16 protein-coding genes are annotated in these 16578 nt (G+C 59.2%); 6 read left to right on the top strand and 10 right to left on the bottom strand.

The annotated features are described in order from the left end of the window. Window positions 1–173: 173 nt before the first annotated feature. Together G6L01_RS02535 and G6L01_RS02530 are read right to left on the bottom strand one after the other, a co-directional pair. Window positions 174–857 (bottom strand): DsbA family protein, encoded by a 684-nt coding sequence (locus tag G6L01_RS02535; RefSeq protein ID WP_060719058.1) that lies wholly within the window; start codon window positions 855–857, stop codon window positions 174–176. Window positions 858–1040: 183 nt separating this feature from the next. Continuing rightward, entirely contained in the window at window positions 1041–1589 is a 549-nt protein-coding gene (locus G6L01_RS02530; protein WP_070167885.1) for a DUF721 domain-containing protein, read from the bottom strand. A gap of 72 nt (window positions 1590–1661) precedes the next feature. Between G6L01_RS02530 and mutY the strand changes: the two genes are divergently transcribed. The 3 genes from mutY to G6L01_RS02515 are packed head-to-tail and all read left to right on the top strand — an operon-like array spanning window position 1662 to window position 3715. Next, window positions 1662–2819, top strand: a complete 1158-nt coding sequence (gene mutY, locus G6L01_RS02525; protein WP_081344268.1) for an A/G-specific adenine glycosylase — start codon at window positions 1662–1664, stop codon at window positions 2817–2819. Between the two features lie 12 nt (window positions 2820–2831). Beyond that, window positions 2832–3440, top strand: coding sequence for an HAD family hydrolase (locus tag G6L01_RS02520; protein WP_070167679.1), 609 nt, complete (start codon window positions 2832–2834; stop codon window positions 3438–3440). Continuing rightward, window positions 3440–3715 carry a putative quinol monooxygenase gene (locus G6L01_RS02515; RefSeq protein WP_070167678.1) on the top strand — a complete coding sequence of 92 codons (276 nt, stop codon included), beginning with the start codon at window positions 3440–3442 and terminating at the stop codon, window positions 3713–3715. The genes G6L01_RS02520 and G6L01_RS02515 overlap by 1 nt, the downstream gene beginning before the upstream one ends. A 36-nt stretch (window positions 3716–3751) precedes the next feature. On the opposite strand, the gene G6L01_RS02510 is transcribed toward G6L01_RS02515, so the two are convergent. The 6 genes from G6L01_RS02510 to G6L01_RS02485 form a co-directional block, all read right to left on the bottom strand. Continuing rightward, the gene (locus tag G6L01_RS02510; protein WP_070167677.1) at window positions 3752–5452 is read right to left on the bottom strand and encodes an O-linked N-acetylglucosamine transferase, SPINDLY family protein; all 1701 of its coding nucleotides are present in this window, start codon (window positions 5450–5452) and stop codon (window positions 3752–3754) included. A 25-nt stretch (window positions 5453–5477) separates the two neighbouring features. After that, a complete protein-coding gene (locus G6L01_RS02505) occupies window positions 5478–6086 on the bottom strand; it encodes a pyridoxamine 5'-phosphate oxidase family protein (protein ID WP_070167676.1) in 609 nt (202 codons plus the stop codon). Window positions 6087–6168: 82 nt separating this feature from the next. Continuing rightward, window positions 6169–8025 (bottom strand): O-linked N-acetylglucosamine transferase, SPINDLY family protein, encoded by a 1857-nt coding sequence (locus G6L01_RS02500; protein ID WP_070167675.1) that lies wholly within the window; start codon window positions 8023–8025, stop codon window positions 6169–6171. A gap of 336 nt (window positions 8026–8361) precedes the next feature. Next, a complete protein-coding gene (locus G6L01_RS02495) occupies window positions 8362–9495 on the bottom strand; it encodes a site-specific DNA-methyltransferase (RefSeq protein WP_070167674.1) in 1134 nt (377 codons plus the stop codon). Window positions 9496–9679: 184 nt separating this feature from the next. After that, complete coding sequence (locus G6L01_RS02490) at window positions 9680–10111, bottom strand: DUF1284 domain-containing protein (protein WP_070167673.1); 432 nt, start codon at window positions 10109–10111, stop codon at window positions 9680–9682. A 105-nt stretch (window positions 10112–10216) separates the two neighbouring features. Next, window positions 10217–10885 carry a GntR family transcriptional regulator gene (locus G6L01_RS02485; RefSeq protein WP_070167672.1) on the bottom strand — a complete coding sequence of 223 codons (669 nt, stop codon included), beginning with the start codon at window positions 10883–10885 and terminating at the stop codon, window positions 10217–10219. Between the two features lie 154 nt (window positions 10886–11039). Between G6L01_RS02485 and G6L01_RS02480 the strand changes: the two genes are divergently transcribed. Continuing rightward, window positions 11040–11729: an HAD family hydrolase gene (locus G6L01_RS02480; RefSeq protein WP_070167884.1), complete on the top strand. Its 690-nt coding sequence runs from the start codon at window positions 11040–11042 to the stop codon at window positions 11727–11729. Window positions 11730–11767: 38 nt separating this feature from the next. Here the strand turns inward: G6L01_RS02480 and G6L01_RS02475 are convergent, their stop codons facing one another. Together G6L01_RS02475 and G6L01_RS02470 are read right to left on the bottom strand one after the other, a co-directional pair. Beyond that, window positions 11768–12694, bottom strand: a complete 927-nt coding sequence (locus G6L01_RS02475; protein WP_174089179.1) for a diacylglycerol/lipid kinase family protein — start codon at window positions 12692–12694, stop codon at window positions 11768–11770. 179 nt (window positions 12695–12873) lie between these two features. After that, on the bottom strand, window positions 12874–13542 hold the full coding sequence (locus tag G6L01_RS02470; protein WP_337692718.1) for a hypothetical protein: 669 nt from the start codon (window positions 13540–13542) through the stop codon (window positions 12874–12876). A gap of 248 nt (window positions 13543–13790) precedes the next feature. Here G6L01_RS02470 and thrC point away from each other — a divergent pair, with 248 nt between their 5' ends. Both thrC and G6L01_RS02460 read left to right on the top strand, forming a co-directional pair. Next, window positions 13791–15188 (top strand): threonine synthase, encoded by a 1398-nt coding sequence (gene thrC, locus G6L01_RS02465; RefSeq protein ID WP_070167669.1) that lies wholly within the window; start codon window positions 13791–13793, stop codon window positions 15186–15188. A 20-nt stretch (window positions 15189–15208) separates the two neighbouring features. Beyond that, the gene (locus tag G6L01_RS02460) at window positions 15209–16513 is read left to right on the top strand and encodes a M16 family metallopeptidase (RefSeq protein WP_070167668.1); all 1305 of its coding nucleotides are present in this window, start codon (window positions 15209–15211) and stop codon (window positions 16511–16513) included. Window positions 16514–16578: the final 65 nt, after the last annotated feature.

The following is a 16578-nucleotide window of genomic DNA, read 5'->3' as shown; positions in this document are numbered from 1 at the left end:
AATACCTGGCAACGTCGGCAGTTAATCTTGCCGATCTCCCCCCTTGAGGGGGAGATGTCCGGCAGGACAGAGGGGGGTGGGCCCCACGCTCATCACGCCAAAAACCGGCCACCAGCCACAAAAAAAAGGGCGCATGGCTTTCGCCACCGCCCGTCTTGATCGGATGCGCAGTGTCAGAGAAGGCTGTCGATGAGCGCCGACATGGATTCAACCGACATATCTCCAGAATAGCTTTTACCGTTGATCAGGAAGGTCGGGGTTGCGTTGACGCCGAATTGCTTGGCGCCGCGGTCCCGCTCTGCGGTTACATCACCGGCAAGCTTGGTGTTCGTCAAGCAAGCCTGGAAGCTTTCCTGTGTGAAACCGGCCATTTTCGACATTTGCAGCATGGCGCCGCGCACATCGCCATTGTCAGGCGCTGCCCAGGAGCGCTGCTGCTTCAGGAACATGGTGATGAAGGGATAATATTGATCCTTCGGGGCGCAACGCGCCAGCATGAAAGCGGCGGTGGCGGCGGGGTCGAAAGGAAACTCGCGGAAGACGAAATAGACCTTGCCGGTATCGATATATTTTTCCTTGATCGTATCGAAGGTCGTGGCGTGGAAATGAGCGCAATGCGGGCAGGTCATCGAGAAATATTCAACGATCTTGACCGGTGCATCGGGCTTGCCAAGCGCCATGTCCGGCAGGGCGCCGGGTTTCATCACTTCAGCCATATCGACATCATGGTCGGGCTTGGGCATTTCGGCGGCGGCAAAGGCCGGGCTCACCATGCCGGAAACGGCGAGGCCTGTGGCCGCCGTGGCGATACCGGCCAGAAGATGGCGCTTGGTCAGGGTCAGTTCTGAATTCGACATTATTTCACCCGCATAGAGTAACGATCGTGCTGTAAACCTGCGCCCGGTTATACCTGTCTCTCACAACCTGACAAGACATCGCTCGCAAGACTGAGTTGTCGCGAGACAGGCACACCACCGCCCCACAGCACGGTTCAGACTGTATGTGAGGGTTTTGGCCTGCCAATTCAAATTACAAAGCTGTCATTTCGGCTTTTTTTGCGACAACACCGCCCGGCCCAGCCGCTCGACTGCCTTTTTGAGCTTGTCGCTTTCAATACCCTCAGTCATTTCCGAGAGTTTTTTCGCCTGCACCGCATCCAGCCGGCCCGGCCCACGCCGGTGCTTGGCGGTGTTGGAGACCGGTTTTTGCACGATGCGGATCTGCCCGATGGCCGGATAGCCGAAAAACCCGTTGATGCGGGCAATCAACTCGCCCTGCGCATGGTTGAGAAACAGCGCCCGCGCCCCTTCGCAGGCAATGGTCAGCACGCCCGCCTTATACCCGCCGGATTGACCGGCAGGCGCACTCGATTTCTGGCCGGATTTCTGGCCCGAATCCTGACCGGCATAGTCGCGCCTTGGCCAGACGATCTTTTCAGGCCGTGTGCAATCGGCAAAATCGGCCCCGGCAATCTCCTCCCAAGACGACAGCAGCGCCGTCGAAATCCCGGCACGCCGCGCAATCACCGGATCGATGATACCGTTGGCCAGTTCCGAAATCTGGGCAGCGCCGCGTTTTTTGAAGGCCATGGCTGGATGGTGCCTCGTCATTGCAATCCGGAACGCTTGATATGCGCCGTGATTCGCCACCATATATATAGTATGAGCATGAAAACCCGAAAACTTGCCGAACACACCCTTCACCAAGATGGGCCTCACCAAGATGGGCCTCACCAAGATGAGCCAAGTGCTGAGGACCTTCTCGCCTGGTATGACCGCCATCACCGTGATCTCCCTTGGCGGATTTCGCCGCCGATGGCAGCGCGCGGTGTGAGGCCCGACCCATATCACATCTGGCTGTCGGAAGTGATGCTGCAACAGACCACGGTACAGGCGGTCAAACCCTATTTCCTGAAATTCCTGGCGCGCTGGCCGAAGGTCACCGACCTTGCAAGCGCCCCGACCGAGGACGTGATGGCGGCCTGGGCGGGCCTCGGCTATTACGCCCGCGCCCGCAACCTGAAAAAATGCGCCGAGGCCGTCGCCGATCTGCATGGCGGTGTGTTTCCCGACACCCAGGAAGGCCTGCAATCGCTGCCCGGCATCGGCGATTATACCTCCGCCGCCATCGCCGCCATTGCGTTTAACCGGCAGGCGGCGGTGATGGACGGCAATGTCGAGCGGGTGATTTCGAGGCTATACGCGATATCCGATCCGCTGCCCGGCGCCAAACCGGCCATAAAACTGCTGGTAACGGCGCTGACCCCCAAGGATCGGCCCGGCGATTTCGCGCAAGGCATGATGGATCTGGGCGCCACCATCTGTACACCAAAACGGCCTGCCTGTTCGCTCTGTCCGTTCAACACCCACTGTCTGGCGCTGAAAGCCCATGACCCCGAGCATTTTCCAGTCAAGGCGGCGAAAAAGGCAAAGCCGGTGCGGCTTGGCGCCGCCTTCATCGCCCTTGATGACCGCAACCGCATCCTGCTGCGCAAGCGCTCCGACAAGGGACTTCTGGGTGGCATGACCGAAGTGCCGACCACCGAATGGACGGCCCGCATCGACGGCGACGATAGCGAGGCCAGTGCGCCGATGGATGCCAACTGGCGGCCCTGCGGGGTCATCACCCATGTGTTTACCCATTTCGAGCTGCGGCTGACGATCTTTAGGGCCGATGCGGTCAAGGCACGGCCCGACGATTACCATTGGGCCGATCACGGATGGTGGGAGCCGCTCATCAATCTTGAAGCCCAGGCCTTGCCGACAGTGATGAAAAAGGCGATCACCCAGGCTATACCCGAGGCCTTCGCAGCCAGATAAATGGAATAGAGCATGGCAGAGATCCGGCATATCGTTTTCGACATCGGCAAGGTATTGATCCATTACGACCCCAATCTACCGTTCAGCCGGATCATCCCGGATGCCAAGGAACGGCAATGGTTTTTCGACAACGTCTGCACCCATGACTGGAACATTGAACAGGACCGGGGCCGCACATGGGCCGATGCCGAGGCGCTGCTGATTGCCGAGTATCCCGACCGCGAAGCGCATATCCGCGCCTTTCGCCAGCATTGGCGCGAAATGGTGCCACATGCCTATGACGGCACCGTCGAGATCTTCAATGCCCTGATAGATAAGGGCCGCGATGTGACCATGTTGACCAATTTTGCCGCCGACACATTCACTGAGGCCCGCGAGATGTTTCCCTTCCTCAACCGCCCGCGCGGCGTCACAGTGTCGGGCGAAATCGGCCTGATCAAGCCGGATGTGGCGATTTATCACCGTCATGCCACGGATTTTGGTCTCGATCCGGCCCATTCGATTTTCATTGATGACAGCCTGCCCAATGTGGTGGGTGCCAAGGCTGCTGGTTGGCAGGCGGTGCATTTCGAGAGCCCGGAAAAGCTCAAGGCCGATCTCACAAACGTCGGCGTGCTCTGATGGCCAAAGTGTTTCTCGACGGCCATATCGACGTGCCGGAGGATCGACTGGAAGCCGTAAAGGCGGCTCTGCCTGAGCATGTCGCCCTGACGCGGGCCGAGCCGGGGTGCCTGTCTTTCGACGTCGAAGCCTGCCCTACTGTCGCCGGGCGTTTTCTTGTTTCGGAAGTCTTTGTTGATCAGGCATCTTTCGACGCGCATCAGCAGCGCACGAAAGCATCGAACTGGTTCACGGTGACGCAGGGCATCGCCAGGGATTATACGATCAGGGCTTGATAGCGCTGATCTCCAGCCTATTACCTCAAAATCTCGTCATAGGAACGACCTAGCCGGGACATCGATATGATCCGGCTCCAGCCCGGCCTTGGCGCGCGCCACCATCATCCGGTAGGCGTCTTCGAGATGATGAGTAAAGCGGTCGGTGTCAAACAGCGGCGTGGTGTGCCTGTTGGCAACGATCCGCTCGCGCAGCGCCAAAAGGCGGGATGGGTTGCGAGCGAGATCCAGCGCCTGGGCAATATAGGCCTCAACCGTTGGCGCCACGAGTTCGGGGATGTCGAGCGCGGCCAAAAGACTTTCCGAAACTCGGGATGCGAAACTGCGACCCTTGAGCGCCAGAACCGGCACACCGGCCCATAGGCAATCGGATGTGGTGGTGTGACCGCAATAGGGAAAGCTATCGAGCACGAGGTCCACGGTCTGCACACGCGCCAGATGCGATGCATAAGCCAGTGGCGGCACGAAAATCAGCCGGTCCGCCGAGAGCCCCTGCCGGGTGAAATAGGCACGCAGATTGTCCCTGACGTGTTCCTGCCCGCACAACAGACACATCACACTGTCAGGCACCTCTCGGAAGATGGACAGCCAGGCATCGGCGGTCTGCGGGCTGATTTTCCTGATATTGTTGAACGAGGCGAAGATAAATTTGTCCTCTGGCAACTCCAGAACCGTTCTCGGCGCAGGCGGCGGCAAGGGCCGGTTGATATTGTCATTGGGCTCATAGGTCTCCGGCAAGCGGCAGAGTTTCTCATGATAGAACGGCTTGCTGCTATCCGGCGTCACGATCGGGTCGCCGATGACGTAATCACAATCAATGCCGGTGCCGGTGCAGGGAAAGCCCAACCAAGCCACCTGGATCGGCGCCAGACCAGAATTGACCAGATCGATCCGGGCATCCTGGGTATGGCCTTGCAGATCGACAAGAATGTCGATTCCATCGCTCCTGATCAGATCACTCGCTGCCTGCGTTGAGAGGTCAGCTACTCGTTTGATCGTCCCCATGCGAGCCCGCGATCCGTTGTCGCGGTCGATCTTGGCCTGTTTGGTATAGCAATAGAGAATGATCTCGAACCGGTTTCGATTATGACGTTCGAGGACGCCCTGCAAGTTGACCATCACGGCATGATTGCTGGTGAAATCGCCAGAGAGATAGCCGATGCGGACTTTGTCGCCGTAGACATGCGGCGTCGTGCGGCGAGCCAATCTGATCTGCGGCGAGATGACCGATTTTTCCTGGTTCGATAGGCGGGCAAGCGTGCTCTCATCATCGCACCAGTAAAGGGCGCTCAACGGCAGTTCGCAGGACGTCGCAAATTCATCGCCAGCCGCGATGGCGCGCGCGGCCGCGGCGTTGGCCAGCTTTAGCTCATCCAGCATTGCGAGTTCGAAAAGACGGTTGCGGCGCAGGAGGGCCGCTTCAAGATGGCGAGGGTCATCCTGCAAGATATGCTCGGCAAGGGCGACGGCTTTTTCTCTGTTTCCCATGTTTTTATAGAGATCGTAAGCCAGTTTGCGCAGCTGCGCCCCTTCCCCCCCAAGACGCTCCGCCGCCCGCACGTAATGATCCGCCGCCGCTTCGGCATGGCCGAGCTTGTAGAGACATTGTCCGGCGATGATCGCCATCCTGGGGTCATCGGCAAGGCCCGGCGGCAAGGCCTTCACCTCATCAAGGGCCGCCTGGAACAGGCCCTGCGAATAAAGCGACAGAATCGTATTGGTAAGGTCAGCGGTCATGATGTTCCGGACATTCTACCGAGGATCAATACAGGTTTTTCCTCGACCGCTCCGGCAACTCCTTGTCATAGGCTTCGCCATCGAAGCCGTTGACGATGTTTTTCAGCATCTGGCCGGGTGATGGCAGGGTGGAGCGCTCTACATGGCGGGAGGCGTCCCAGAGATTTGAGCGAAGAATGGACTTGGCGCAGTGGAAATAGACGGTGTCGATTGCGAGAAGGATCACGGTTTTTGGCAGTTTTCCATCGACGGCAAAACGGGCCAGCAGGTCAGGATCGGCACTGATCGTGGCCCGGCCATTGACCCTCAGTGTTTCACCGACACCGGGGATGAGAAACAGCATGGAGGCCCGGCCGTCTTCGATGATGTTCTTCAGGTTATCGATACGGTTGTTGCCGGGACGGTCGGGGATAGCAACTGTTTTGCGGTCAAGGATCGCCACGAAGCCTGGCGCATCGCCCTTGGGCGAGCAATCGGTGCCATCTGCGCCGACCGTGGCGAGCAGGATGAAGGGCGAGGCTTTGACGAAGGCAGCGTAATCGTCGTTGAGATAGTCGATTTCCTTGGCAAGCGACGTCTCTCTCGCTGTGCCATAGATGGCTTCCAATTGTTGCAGCGTGGCAATGGTCATCATACGCCTCCCGACCTACAGTGCCTCATACCGCGTCTGGTTGAGGGCCATGACAGCATCGATTTATCCGAACATTTTACCCGGATCAACCCTTGGCGGCATCCGCGCAGATCGCCACCAACGCCGCCTCGAAATCGCGGGTGAAGCGGGGCGTATCAAACAGCGGCGCGGTATCGCGGGCTTGAAGGAGGTTCTGGCGCAGGTGAGATTGGCGGACCTCATCCTGCGCCAGTTCGACCGCCAGGCGGCCGAATTCGGTAAGGTCGTCGGCGACCAGTTCGGTCAGGCCAACGGCACTCAAAAGACTTTCGCTGACGCGGCCGGCAAAATTCGTGCCTTTCCACGTCAGAACAGGCACACCAGCCCACAGGGCGTCCGCCGTTGTTGTATGGCCGTTACAAGGCCCCGTATCAAGGGCGATATCAGCATAAGGCACCCGACGCAAATGCTCCGAGAGCGGTTTTTTCGGCGCAAAAATCAATCTCTCCGGCGCCACGCCTAGCCGGACGGCTGCGGCGCGAAGATTGTCGCGCGTCGTTGGTAGCATATCAATCAGCCAAAGCACCGACCCATCAACCGATTTCAGGATTTCCATCCAGGTTTTGAACACTTGATATCGAATTTTCACCTCTTGATTGAAAGAACAGAACACCACACCCTGCTCCGGCAGGCCGTGGAGGCTGCGGGGGCCATCGCGCATCACCTTTTCGCGGCTATTGTCATTGCACTGGTAGCTATTGGGCAGCCGGAAGATTTTCTCGGCATAGAACTGGTCCGACGATGGCGGGGCGACAATGGAATCGGCAATGGCATAATCGATGCCAACACCAACCACGCTGCCTGGAAAGCCGAGATAGGCCACCTGCACGGGAGCCGGACGGCGACAGAAAATCCCCAGCCGGTTCTCGAAAGTAAATCCCTTGAGATCGATCAGGATGTCGAGATCAAGCTGCCGTATGGCGGCAGCAGCCTGATCATCATCCAAGTTTAGAATGTCGACATAGTGATCGATGGCCTCAAGGAAACGTTGACGCAGCATGCCCTTGCGGTTCTTCGCTGCGGTATGGCAAATGCCAAAAATCTCAAAACGGTCGCGATCATGGTTTTCGATCACGCCGGTCAAAAGCGACAGCGTCGCATGCTGGTATAAATCCGCCGAGACATAGCCGACCCTCAGCCTTTGCCCGGGCCGGGCCTTATAAGGCCGTCGCAGAGCAACCGTGCCCCGATGCTTCTCCCCCGTCCGGATCGCACTCAGCACATGATAGGCCTCATCGCCAGACCATTGCAGCGCACGGAACACATTTTCGCGAATGTCCAGCACCGCGCCATCCGCCGCATAGGCCGCCTCAAGCTCCCCCTGTAGCCGCGTGGCCAGATCGAAATCGCAGAGGTTCATCGCGCACCAGAACAATTCCGTCAGCGCCAGCCGTTCTGTCGGGCGGGCCTCGTAGGCTGCCTTCAGCACGACAAAGGCTTTCTCTGCCTGACCGGCCCCCAGCAGCACCATGCCTGCATTCAGCCAATTGTCGAAATCGCGGCCAATCGTCACCAGCTTGAGCGCATAGGGCAACGCGTCCGGATAGCGGCCCGCCTCGCGGTAAAGGCTGCAAATCGAATGATTGGCATCGACATCGTCAGGCATATAGCGGTGCAGCGCCAGCAACGCACGCAGAGCCAGATCGTCGCGACCGGTTTCCAGATAGTGAGAGCAGGCGCGAAAGGCGACATCGCGTTTGCGCGACGGTGTAAGCGCAATCACACGCTCAAACAGTCCGGCGGCCTCAAGTCGGTTGCCGAGACGTTCATGCACGGTGGCGGCAAGAATATAGGCTTCGGCATTGCTTCGTTCGGCTTGCAACAGGCGCGAAACGGTTGTCAGGGCCGCCTCATAGGCGCCCTCCCCGTATTGCTCCAGTGCCTGCCTGTATAAAGCCGCCAAAACCCGTCTCCCATCTGATGAAGACGGGAAATAAAGCGGCATACTTGTCCGAACCTGTTTAGTGCTTCGAGAATAACCGCTAAGTGCTTATAACTAGATATCTAATTTATATTAGCTGCACACCTGCAACTTGAAGATACCATAAACTAGACCCATCATAAAAATTACAACTTGCCTACTTGACGCAAGACCGAAATGCCCGGCGCGGAGACCGGGCCGGGCATCGTCACTTTCATCGGGACTGAATACAAAAACCGACGAAGACAATCAGCATCGGCGTCGATGATTAAGAAATCGTGACGGTGGCAGACACTGCGCCGACCTGGCACGATAAGCTTATCCCGCCAGCTTGCCCATGCTGACGCGCACCAGGCTGCGCAGATCGTCGATTGGCTTCAGCTTGCCTGCGTCCTCGTAGTGCCAGAAGGTCCAGCCATTGCAGGCATCCAGACCACGCACCTTCGCACCAACCCGGTGGATCGAACCGGCTTCCGTGCCGGAAACCAGCGTGCCATCGGCGCGGATAATGGCGCTATGGCGGCGCTTTTCGCAGGTCAGCACCTGACCAGGCTGCAAGAGGCCACTGTCCAGAAGCGTATTGAAGGCAACGCGCGGCTCGGACTTCTTGCCCGTCAAGACCGTCAGTTCTACCTTGCCCAGGGCCTCGACGGCGTCGATGCGGGCGGAAGCGGCATCGATATAGTCCTGCTCACGTTCGATACCAACGAAATTGCGGCCCAGCCGTTTGGCAACGGCACCGGTCGTGCCGGAGCCGAAGAACGGATCGAGTACCACATCACCGGGCTTGGTCGAGGCCAGGATGACGCGGGCCAGCAAGGCTTCCGGCTTCTGGGTCGGATGGATCTTCTTGCCGTCCTCGCCCTTCAGACGCTCGCCACCGGAGCAGATCGGAAACAGCCAGTCCGAGCGCATCTGCACATCGTCGTTGGACGCCTTCAGCGCGTCGTAATTGAAGGTATAGCTCTTGGCCTTGGCATCGCGAGAAGCCCAGATCATCGTTTCATGGGCGTTCTGGAACCGACGGCCCTTGAAGTTCGGCATCGGGTTGGTCTTGCGCCAGACGATGTCATTGAGGATCCAGAAATTCAGATCCTGAAGCGTCGCGCCGACCCGGAAAATATTGTGATAGGAGCCAATGACCCAGATGGTGCCATGCGGCTTCAACACGCGCCGGCAGGCAAGCAGCCAGGCGCGTGTGAAGGCATCGTAAGCCTCGAAAGAGGCAAACTGGTCCCATGCATCGTCCACGGCGTCGACAACAGACTGGTCCGGCCGGTGGAGCATGCCCCCCAACTGCAGATTATACGGCGGATCCGCAAAGATCGCATCCACCGATTGATCCGGCAGAGCCTCCAAAGCCGCAACACAGTCGCCCTTGATGATACTGTTCATCCAGGCGAAGGGATCGTTGGAGCGACGAAGGTCGGCGAGCGGGAAAACAGAGGCCATGGAATACTCACTGGTTACGCTGACGCAGCACATATTGAACAGTGCCTATGGTTACCGAACTTGGTTACCAAATGCTGAACGGTGAGCTTAAATTTCCATGCAATTTCATGACGCCAGCCAGATTGCCTCTTGTCGGGTCTCAACGCCCAGGGAATTCGAGGACGGATGATCCCGAGGTAAGCGATCAAGCTGCGGGCGGATTCACCAGCGCTCCGCTATAGCCCTCAGCCGCGATGCCATCGCAGAGCGACGACCATTCGCAGTCATGACAGGCAGACCGCACCGAGCCCGTGGCAAAGGCGGCCCGCAGCCGCGCCAAAAGGGGGGCATCCGGGGTGATGATTGTGCCGGTCACCACCGGGCGAGACAGCAACTGAGCCACGGCATCCTTGGCTTTCCGGTCGCGTTCCAGCACGCTGTCACGAAAACAATGAGCCGTTTGCGAATGGGTTAAGGGCTGACAGAGATCATCGGGGCCATCGACGATCTCAATGGTTTCGCCCTCGGTCAACCGCGCAGCGACGCGGTGATAATTGGCGACGAAATCGGCAGTATAGCCTTCGCCGACAAAGGTCAGCATGCAGAGCAGATGATGGCCGCGCAACCGCACCGTCATGGCATTAATCCTTCATTCGTTGGGCTTTATAGGTTGCGCCGGGCTTTTCCGCCTGATCAACAGGCTTGTCATTTTTACCGATCGTTTTTGCGCGCTCACGCCTCATCATCCGACAATCGCAAATCGCTCCGGCTGCGGCTCGCCGCGACGCGGCGCGGGCGCCCGGCCAATCCATTGCACATGCCGTTCCAGGATGGCTGTCGCCTCACCAACGGCGTTGCGGCGCAAGGCATCCAGGATGGCGCGATGGTCGTGATCGGTGCGGCGCTCCCAGCCACTTTGCCAGCCTGCCAGCAGGAAATGAGCGCTGACCGCATGAAGGTCATCGATGGCGGTCAGCAGGCGCGGCATATCGCAGGTGGAAACGATCAGCCGGTGAAAGCGTCGATTGGCCGCCTCCCAGTCCTCGACATTGTCGGCGTGGTCGCAGGCGCAGGTCGCGGCTTCCGCTTCGTCCAGCAGCGCGGGCGTCAGATGCGGAGCGGCATGCTTCAGCGCCAGCACTTCAAGTGCGGCGCGCATTTCCGCCACTTCGCGCACCTGTTTCAGATCGAAACTCGCCACCCGGACCCCGCGGCGCGGCAGACTGACGACCAGGCCCTGCGCCTCCAGACGCCGGAAGGCCTCCCGCACCGGCACCTGGCTTACCGAAAATTCCTCGGCAATATGGTCCTGTGCCAGCCTTATGCCGGGCTGTAATTCTCCATGCACGATGCGTTGCGCCAATACGCGGGCAATCCTCGCGGCTATAGTGTCGTCCTTGGCTTTGCTCATGTCTTCTGATTAGGCGTAAGGGGCAAATTTGTCGAGAGAGACGCAGATCTGCCCTGAACATCTGGGCCATGAACATTCGGCAGATCTGCGCAATTGTTCTTTACCGCCTTATCGTGTAGTCAGGCATTTCCCCCGACAACAGGATATGATGAGCATGGCTGGCTTCGACCTCACCCTTTTCGATTGTGACGGCGTGCTCGTCGATTCCGAAATCATTGCCGCCAAGGTGGAGTCCAAGCTGCTGACCGAGGCAGGCTATCCGATTTCAGTCGAGGAAATGGGCGAGCGTTTTTCCGGTATGACCTGGAAAAACATCCTGATGACCATCGAAAAGGAAGTGGATATTCCGCTCTCGGCCAGCCTGATCGACAAGTCGGAAGCCCTGCTGGACCAGCGGCTGGCCCGCGAGGTCAAGCTGGTGGAGGGCGTCACCTATGCGCTGTCCCGTCTCCAGGGGCCGCGCTGCATTTGCTCCAATTCCTCGTCGCAGCGGCTGGACATGATGCTGACCAAGGTTGGCCTCAAGGAATTTTTCGCGCCGCATGTCTATTCTGCCAAGGATCTCGGCGCTGAGCGCGTCAAGCCGAAGCCGGATATCTATCTGCATGGCGCCGCCCAGTTCAACGTCAAGCCGCAAAATTGCGTGGTGGTGGAAGACAGCGTGCATGGCATCCATGCCGCCCGCGCCGCAGGAATGCGGGTTGTCGGCTTTACCGGCGCCTCCCACACCTATCCCTCCCATGCCGACCGCCTGACTGAAGCCGGTGCGGAAACCGTGATCGCCCGGATGATGGACCTGCCAGCCGTGATTGCCGCCATGGCCGAATGGGACCATGTGATCTAGAGTTTGTTTCCAGGTTTTTGGAGAGCGTCAGCGCTCATTCACCCAGGCGCCACAGCGGGTGGAAGGCGAACTGTGAGCGCCTGCGGCAAAATGCTGAAGCGCAATGCGCCGGGCCTGATCACTTCGCCATCGGCCTCGGCCATGGGGATCTTGCCCTGCGGCTCGATGTCGATCACCTGGCCGCGATGGGTCTTGATCGCGGACGAATTCGCCGGACTGCCATTAGCGAAAGCGGCAAAGATCTTCAGATTGCCAATGGCGCCGCAATGGCGTGCAAAGACCAGATCGAGCTGGCCATCGTCCAGCAAAGCCTGCGGCGCGGCGCGCACACCGGCGCCAAACCAGCTGCCATTGGTAACGGCGGCCACAAGAACCGCGCCGTCATAAACGCGCCTTCCATCCACCGAAATACGCAGGGCCGCGCCCTTGTAACGAGCGATGCGCACCAATGACATCAGCCGGTAGCGCAGAAAAGCCGGCAGACGCGAGGGTCCACGGCTTGCCTCGATCGCCGCGACGATCTCGCCCGACACGCCGGTACTGGCGACATTGATGAAATGCGTGGAATGGACCTCGCCACTGCCCAAACGGCTTTGCAGAACACCGACATCGATGCGGCGCGGGGTAGCCGTCGCAATCGCCTGCAATTGGCGCTCAGTGGTCGCGGGCCAATCGAAATTGCGGGAAAAATCCGCGCCCGTGCCACCCGGCAGGAACGCAAAGGCGGTTTGTGGACAAAGCGACGTCAGCAGCCCATCCACGGCCTGACCAACCGTGCCATCGCCGCCCACCACCAGAACCAGATCGGTTTCGGGCGTGACAGCGGCGCGCACCTGGGAGCCCGTCATGCCCTTGACGGTTTCGACCAGCGAATAGCCGGGAAAAATCTCCGCAAGGGCACGAGCCGTGGCAGGCCATGTATGAGCACCGCCCGCCACAGGATTGCGAATGACCGTGACCCTCATGCCGGACCTACCATTGCCGCGCCGCTACTCATGGAAACATGACGAGCGTGCTGCATCTTTGTTTTTACGTATTTGCGAACACAAAACCGCTTCGCACTTCTGCTGAAATGCTCAACACACAAGAAAAAGCGACAGCGCCGTGCGCTATATCTGGCGCGGCGCTGGTATGCCCGAGAGGCTTATTTACGCTTTTTGCCGGATGGCTTGCCCGCGGCATTAGCCGGACCTTCATCGAAGCCGACAAAGATCTGCGTCGCCGCCGTGGCATTGGCAGCCATGGTGATATCGCGGCTAAACAGGAACTGGGCTGGCTGATCGGCACTGGCGAGGCTGGCGGTAAAAGGCACCAGTTCCGAGGATACCACCGTATCGCCATCGACGACGGCAACCCGGATCGGCATGTTGATCGATCCGGCATGGCCTTGAGGCCCGGCGACCAGCCGTCCCGCCACCTGGACCTTGACGGTCAGCGTGGTGTCGGACTGGGTGCAGGCGCGGGTGGTTTCGGCAAGCGAGGCCTGGAACACAACGTCCTGTGGGTCCTTGGAACCCGACTTCGCATAGGTGCGATAGTAGGATGTGCCGTCGCGCAGGGAGATCTTCGGGCAGACGGCTTGAACCACGGCACCAGAAGACGCTGCCGGGGCGCTCGCCGTTGCCGCACCGGAGACCGATGTTGTGGCATTGGAGCTGAACAGGCTGCCTCCACTGGCGCCGGAACTGGAACCGGCCCCGGAGCCGCTGGTATTGCAACCGGCCAGAAAAACGGCCAGGACTGGAACAATGACCAGAGCCGACTTATTAACCTGAGATGAGGCGGACGAGCCGCGCATTATAGATTGAAACACCGGGTCACACCTTCTGCATCATGACTTCGTCTCACCGCGTGGAAAATGCGGTCTGGAAACAGGAAAATCTCCCGTAATCAGCCTTTCCTTATCGGTTGGCGATGGTCTATACCAGCGGCGTGGCAAAAAATCGATCAGCTAGCACGTGCTTTGTTGCAATTTTCAGCAAGGCATCAGCAAGAGTCTGCATCATTGTGGCGGCCATCAAACTTTCGACCGGGCGTGACCTTTAGACCGAGGATACTGGCATGGACTTTATTTCCACTCGCGGCGAGGCGCCCGCTCTCAATTTTTGCGACGCGCTTCTGGCAGGCCTCGCCCGTGACGGTGGCCTTTACCTGCCCCGCGAATGGCCGAGAATGCGCAAGCGCGACATCCGGGCGCTGCGCGGCAAGACCTATCAGGAGGTCGCGTTCGCGGTGCTGAAACCCTTCGTGGACGGCGAAATCAAGGATGATGCCCTTCAGGCGATGATCCATGACGCCTATGCCACCTTCCGCCATCCTGCTGTCGCGCCTTTGGTGCAGACCGGGCCGAATTCCTATATTCTTGAACTGTTCCACGGCACGACCCTGGCCTTCAAAGATGTCGCCATGCAATTGCTTGGCCGGCTGATGGATCACGTTCTGCGCGAGCGCGGACAGCGCGCCACCATTGTCGGCGCCACCTCGGGCGACACGGGCGGCGCGGCCATCGATGCCTTTGCCGGGCTTGATAATATCGACATGTTCATCCTGTTTCCCAAGGGCAAGGTCTCGCCGGTGCAGCAGCGGCAGATGACCACATCCAAGGCTGGGAATGTCCGGGCGGTGGCCATCGAGGGCAATTTCGACGATTGTCAGGATCTGGTCAAAGCGATGTTCAACCATGTCGCCTTTCGTGACAAGGTGCAGCTATCCGGCGTCAATTCAATCAACTGGGCGCGAATCATGGCCCAGGTGGTCTATTATTTCACCGCCGCCCTTTCGCTGGGGGGACCGGACCGCAAGATTTCCTTCACTGTCCCAACAGGCAATTTCGGCGATATTTTCGCAGGCTATGTGGCGCGCGAAATGGGCCTGCCCATCGACAAGCTGGTGATTGCCACCAATGACAACGACATTCTGGCCCGCACGCTGAAAACCGGGCGCTACGAGATGCGCGGTGTGATGGCCACCACCTCGCCGTCGATGGATATTCAGATCTCCTCGAATTTCGAGCGCCTGCTGTTTGAAGCCAGCGGCCGCAATGCCGGCGAGATCCGTTCGCAGATGGCTGGATTGAAGCAATCCGGCGCTTTCGAAATCAAGCCGGACACGCTCAAAACCATCCGGAAACTCTTCCGGGCCGGACGCGCCTCGGAAACGGAGGTGGCCAAGACCATCGCCACCACTTTGGCTGAAACCGGCTATCTGCTTGATCCCCATACGGCTTGCGGCGTGGTGGTCGCATCGAAATTCGAAAAGCCGCAAAGCCCGATGGTGACACTGGCCACAGCCCATCCCGCCAAATTTCCGGCGGCGGTAAAATCGGCGTCGGGTATTGACCCCGCGCTTCCGACGTGGCTTGCTGATCTGATGGATAGGGAGGAGCGTTTCGACGTCCTTGCTGGCGAGCTCGACGTGGTGGAGGCATTCATCTCCGCTCATTCGCGCGCTGGTGCTTAAGAAACGCGGAAAGATGGACCATGAATGTTGAGTGCACCCGCCTGCCTTCGGGGCTGACGGTCGTTACCGAAAAAATGCCGCATCTGGAAAGCGTCGCGCTGGGCGTCTGGGTCAAATCCGGTTCGCGCGATGAAACCGCTGAGGAACATGGTATTGCCCATCTTCTCGAGCACATGGCCTTCAAGGGGACGAAACGGCGCACCGCCCGCCAGATTGCCGAGGAAATCGAGAATGTCGGGGGCGAGCTGAATGCCGCGACATCAACAGAGACCACCTCCTATTACGCCCGGGTGCTGAAGGACGATGTGCCGCTGGCCGTCGATATCCTCGCCGACATCCTCACTGATTCGGCCTTCGATGACGAAGAGTTGATCCGTGAAAAGCATGTGATCCTGCAGGAAATCGGCGCGGCCTTTGATACGCCTGATGACGTTGTCTTCGACCGTTTCGCCGAAACCGCCTTTCGCGACCAGACGGTCGGACGCGGCATTCTTGGCACGCCACAAACGGTGGATGGTTTCACCAGCGACCAGATTCGCGCCTATCTTGCCCGCAACTATACCACCGACCGGATGTTTGTGGTGGCGGCTGGCGCCGTCGACCACGAAAGCTTCGTGCGCCAGGTGGAAGACCGCTTCAGCACGCTGCGCACCAAGCCCGCCGTCTCGCCGCTGATCACCCCTGCCCGCTATACCGGCGGCGAGGTGCGCGAAAGCCGCGACCTGATGGACACCCAGCTTTTGCTCGGCTTCGAAGGCCGCGCCTATCATGCGCGCGATTTCTACGCCTCGCAGATTCTGGCCAATATCCTCGGCGGCGGCATGTCCTCGCGGCTGTTTCAGGAGGTACGCGAATTTCGCGGCCTCTGTTACTCCGTCTATGCCTTTCACTGGGGCTTTTCCGATACCGGCATTTTCGGCATTCATGCCGCGACCGGCGGCGAAAACCTGCCGGAACTGGTGCCTGTGATCATCAGCGAGCTGCGCAAATCGGCTGAAAGAATCGAGCAACAGGAAATCGACCGGTCCCGCACCCAGATCCGGGCGCAATTGCTGATGGGGCAGGAAAGCCCCGCGGCGCGCGCCGGACAGATCGCCCGGCAGATGATGCTCTATGGTCGGCCGATTTCCAATCCGGAACTGATGGAGCGGTTGGAAAGCATTACCGTTGACCGGCTGACGGACCTTGCTGGGCGGCTGTTCTTCGACGGCAGCCCACCGACATTGTCAGCCATCGGCCCGCTCGAACAGTTGGCGCCCATGGAAGACATCCTTTCGGCCCTGTCGGGATCACGCGACACGGTGCTGAAGGCGGCGCGCGGCTGAGGCATCGCTCAATCTGGTCTTTGGGTTGGCCTTTAGGTTGGCAGGGGGGCTGACCTTTGGGGTTA

This window comes from Agrobacterium vitis, assembly GCF_013337045.2.
Classification (GTDB): domain Bacteria; phylum Pseudomonadota; class Alphaproteobacteria; order Rhizobiales; family Rhizobiaceae; genus Allorhizobium; species Allorhizobium vitis_B.
The sequence above is the reverse complement of the archived record's forward strand: the minus strand, read 5'-3'. Positions and strand labels throughout refer to the sequence as shown.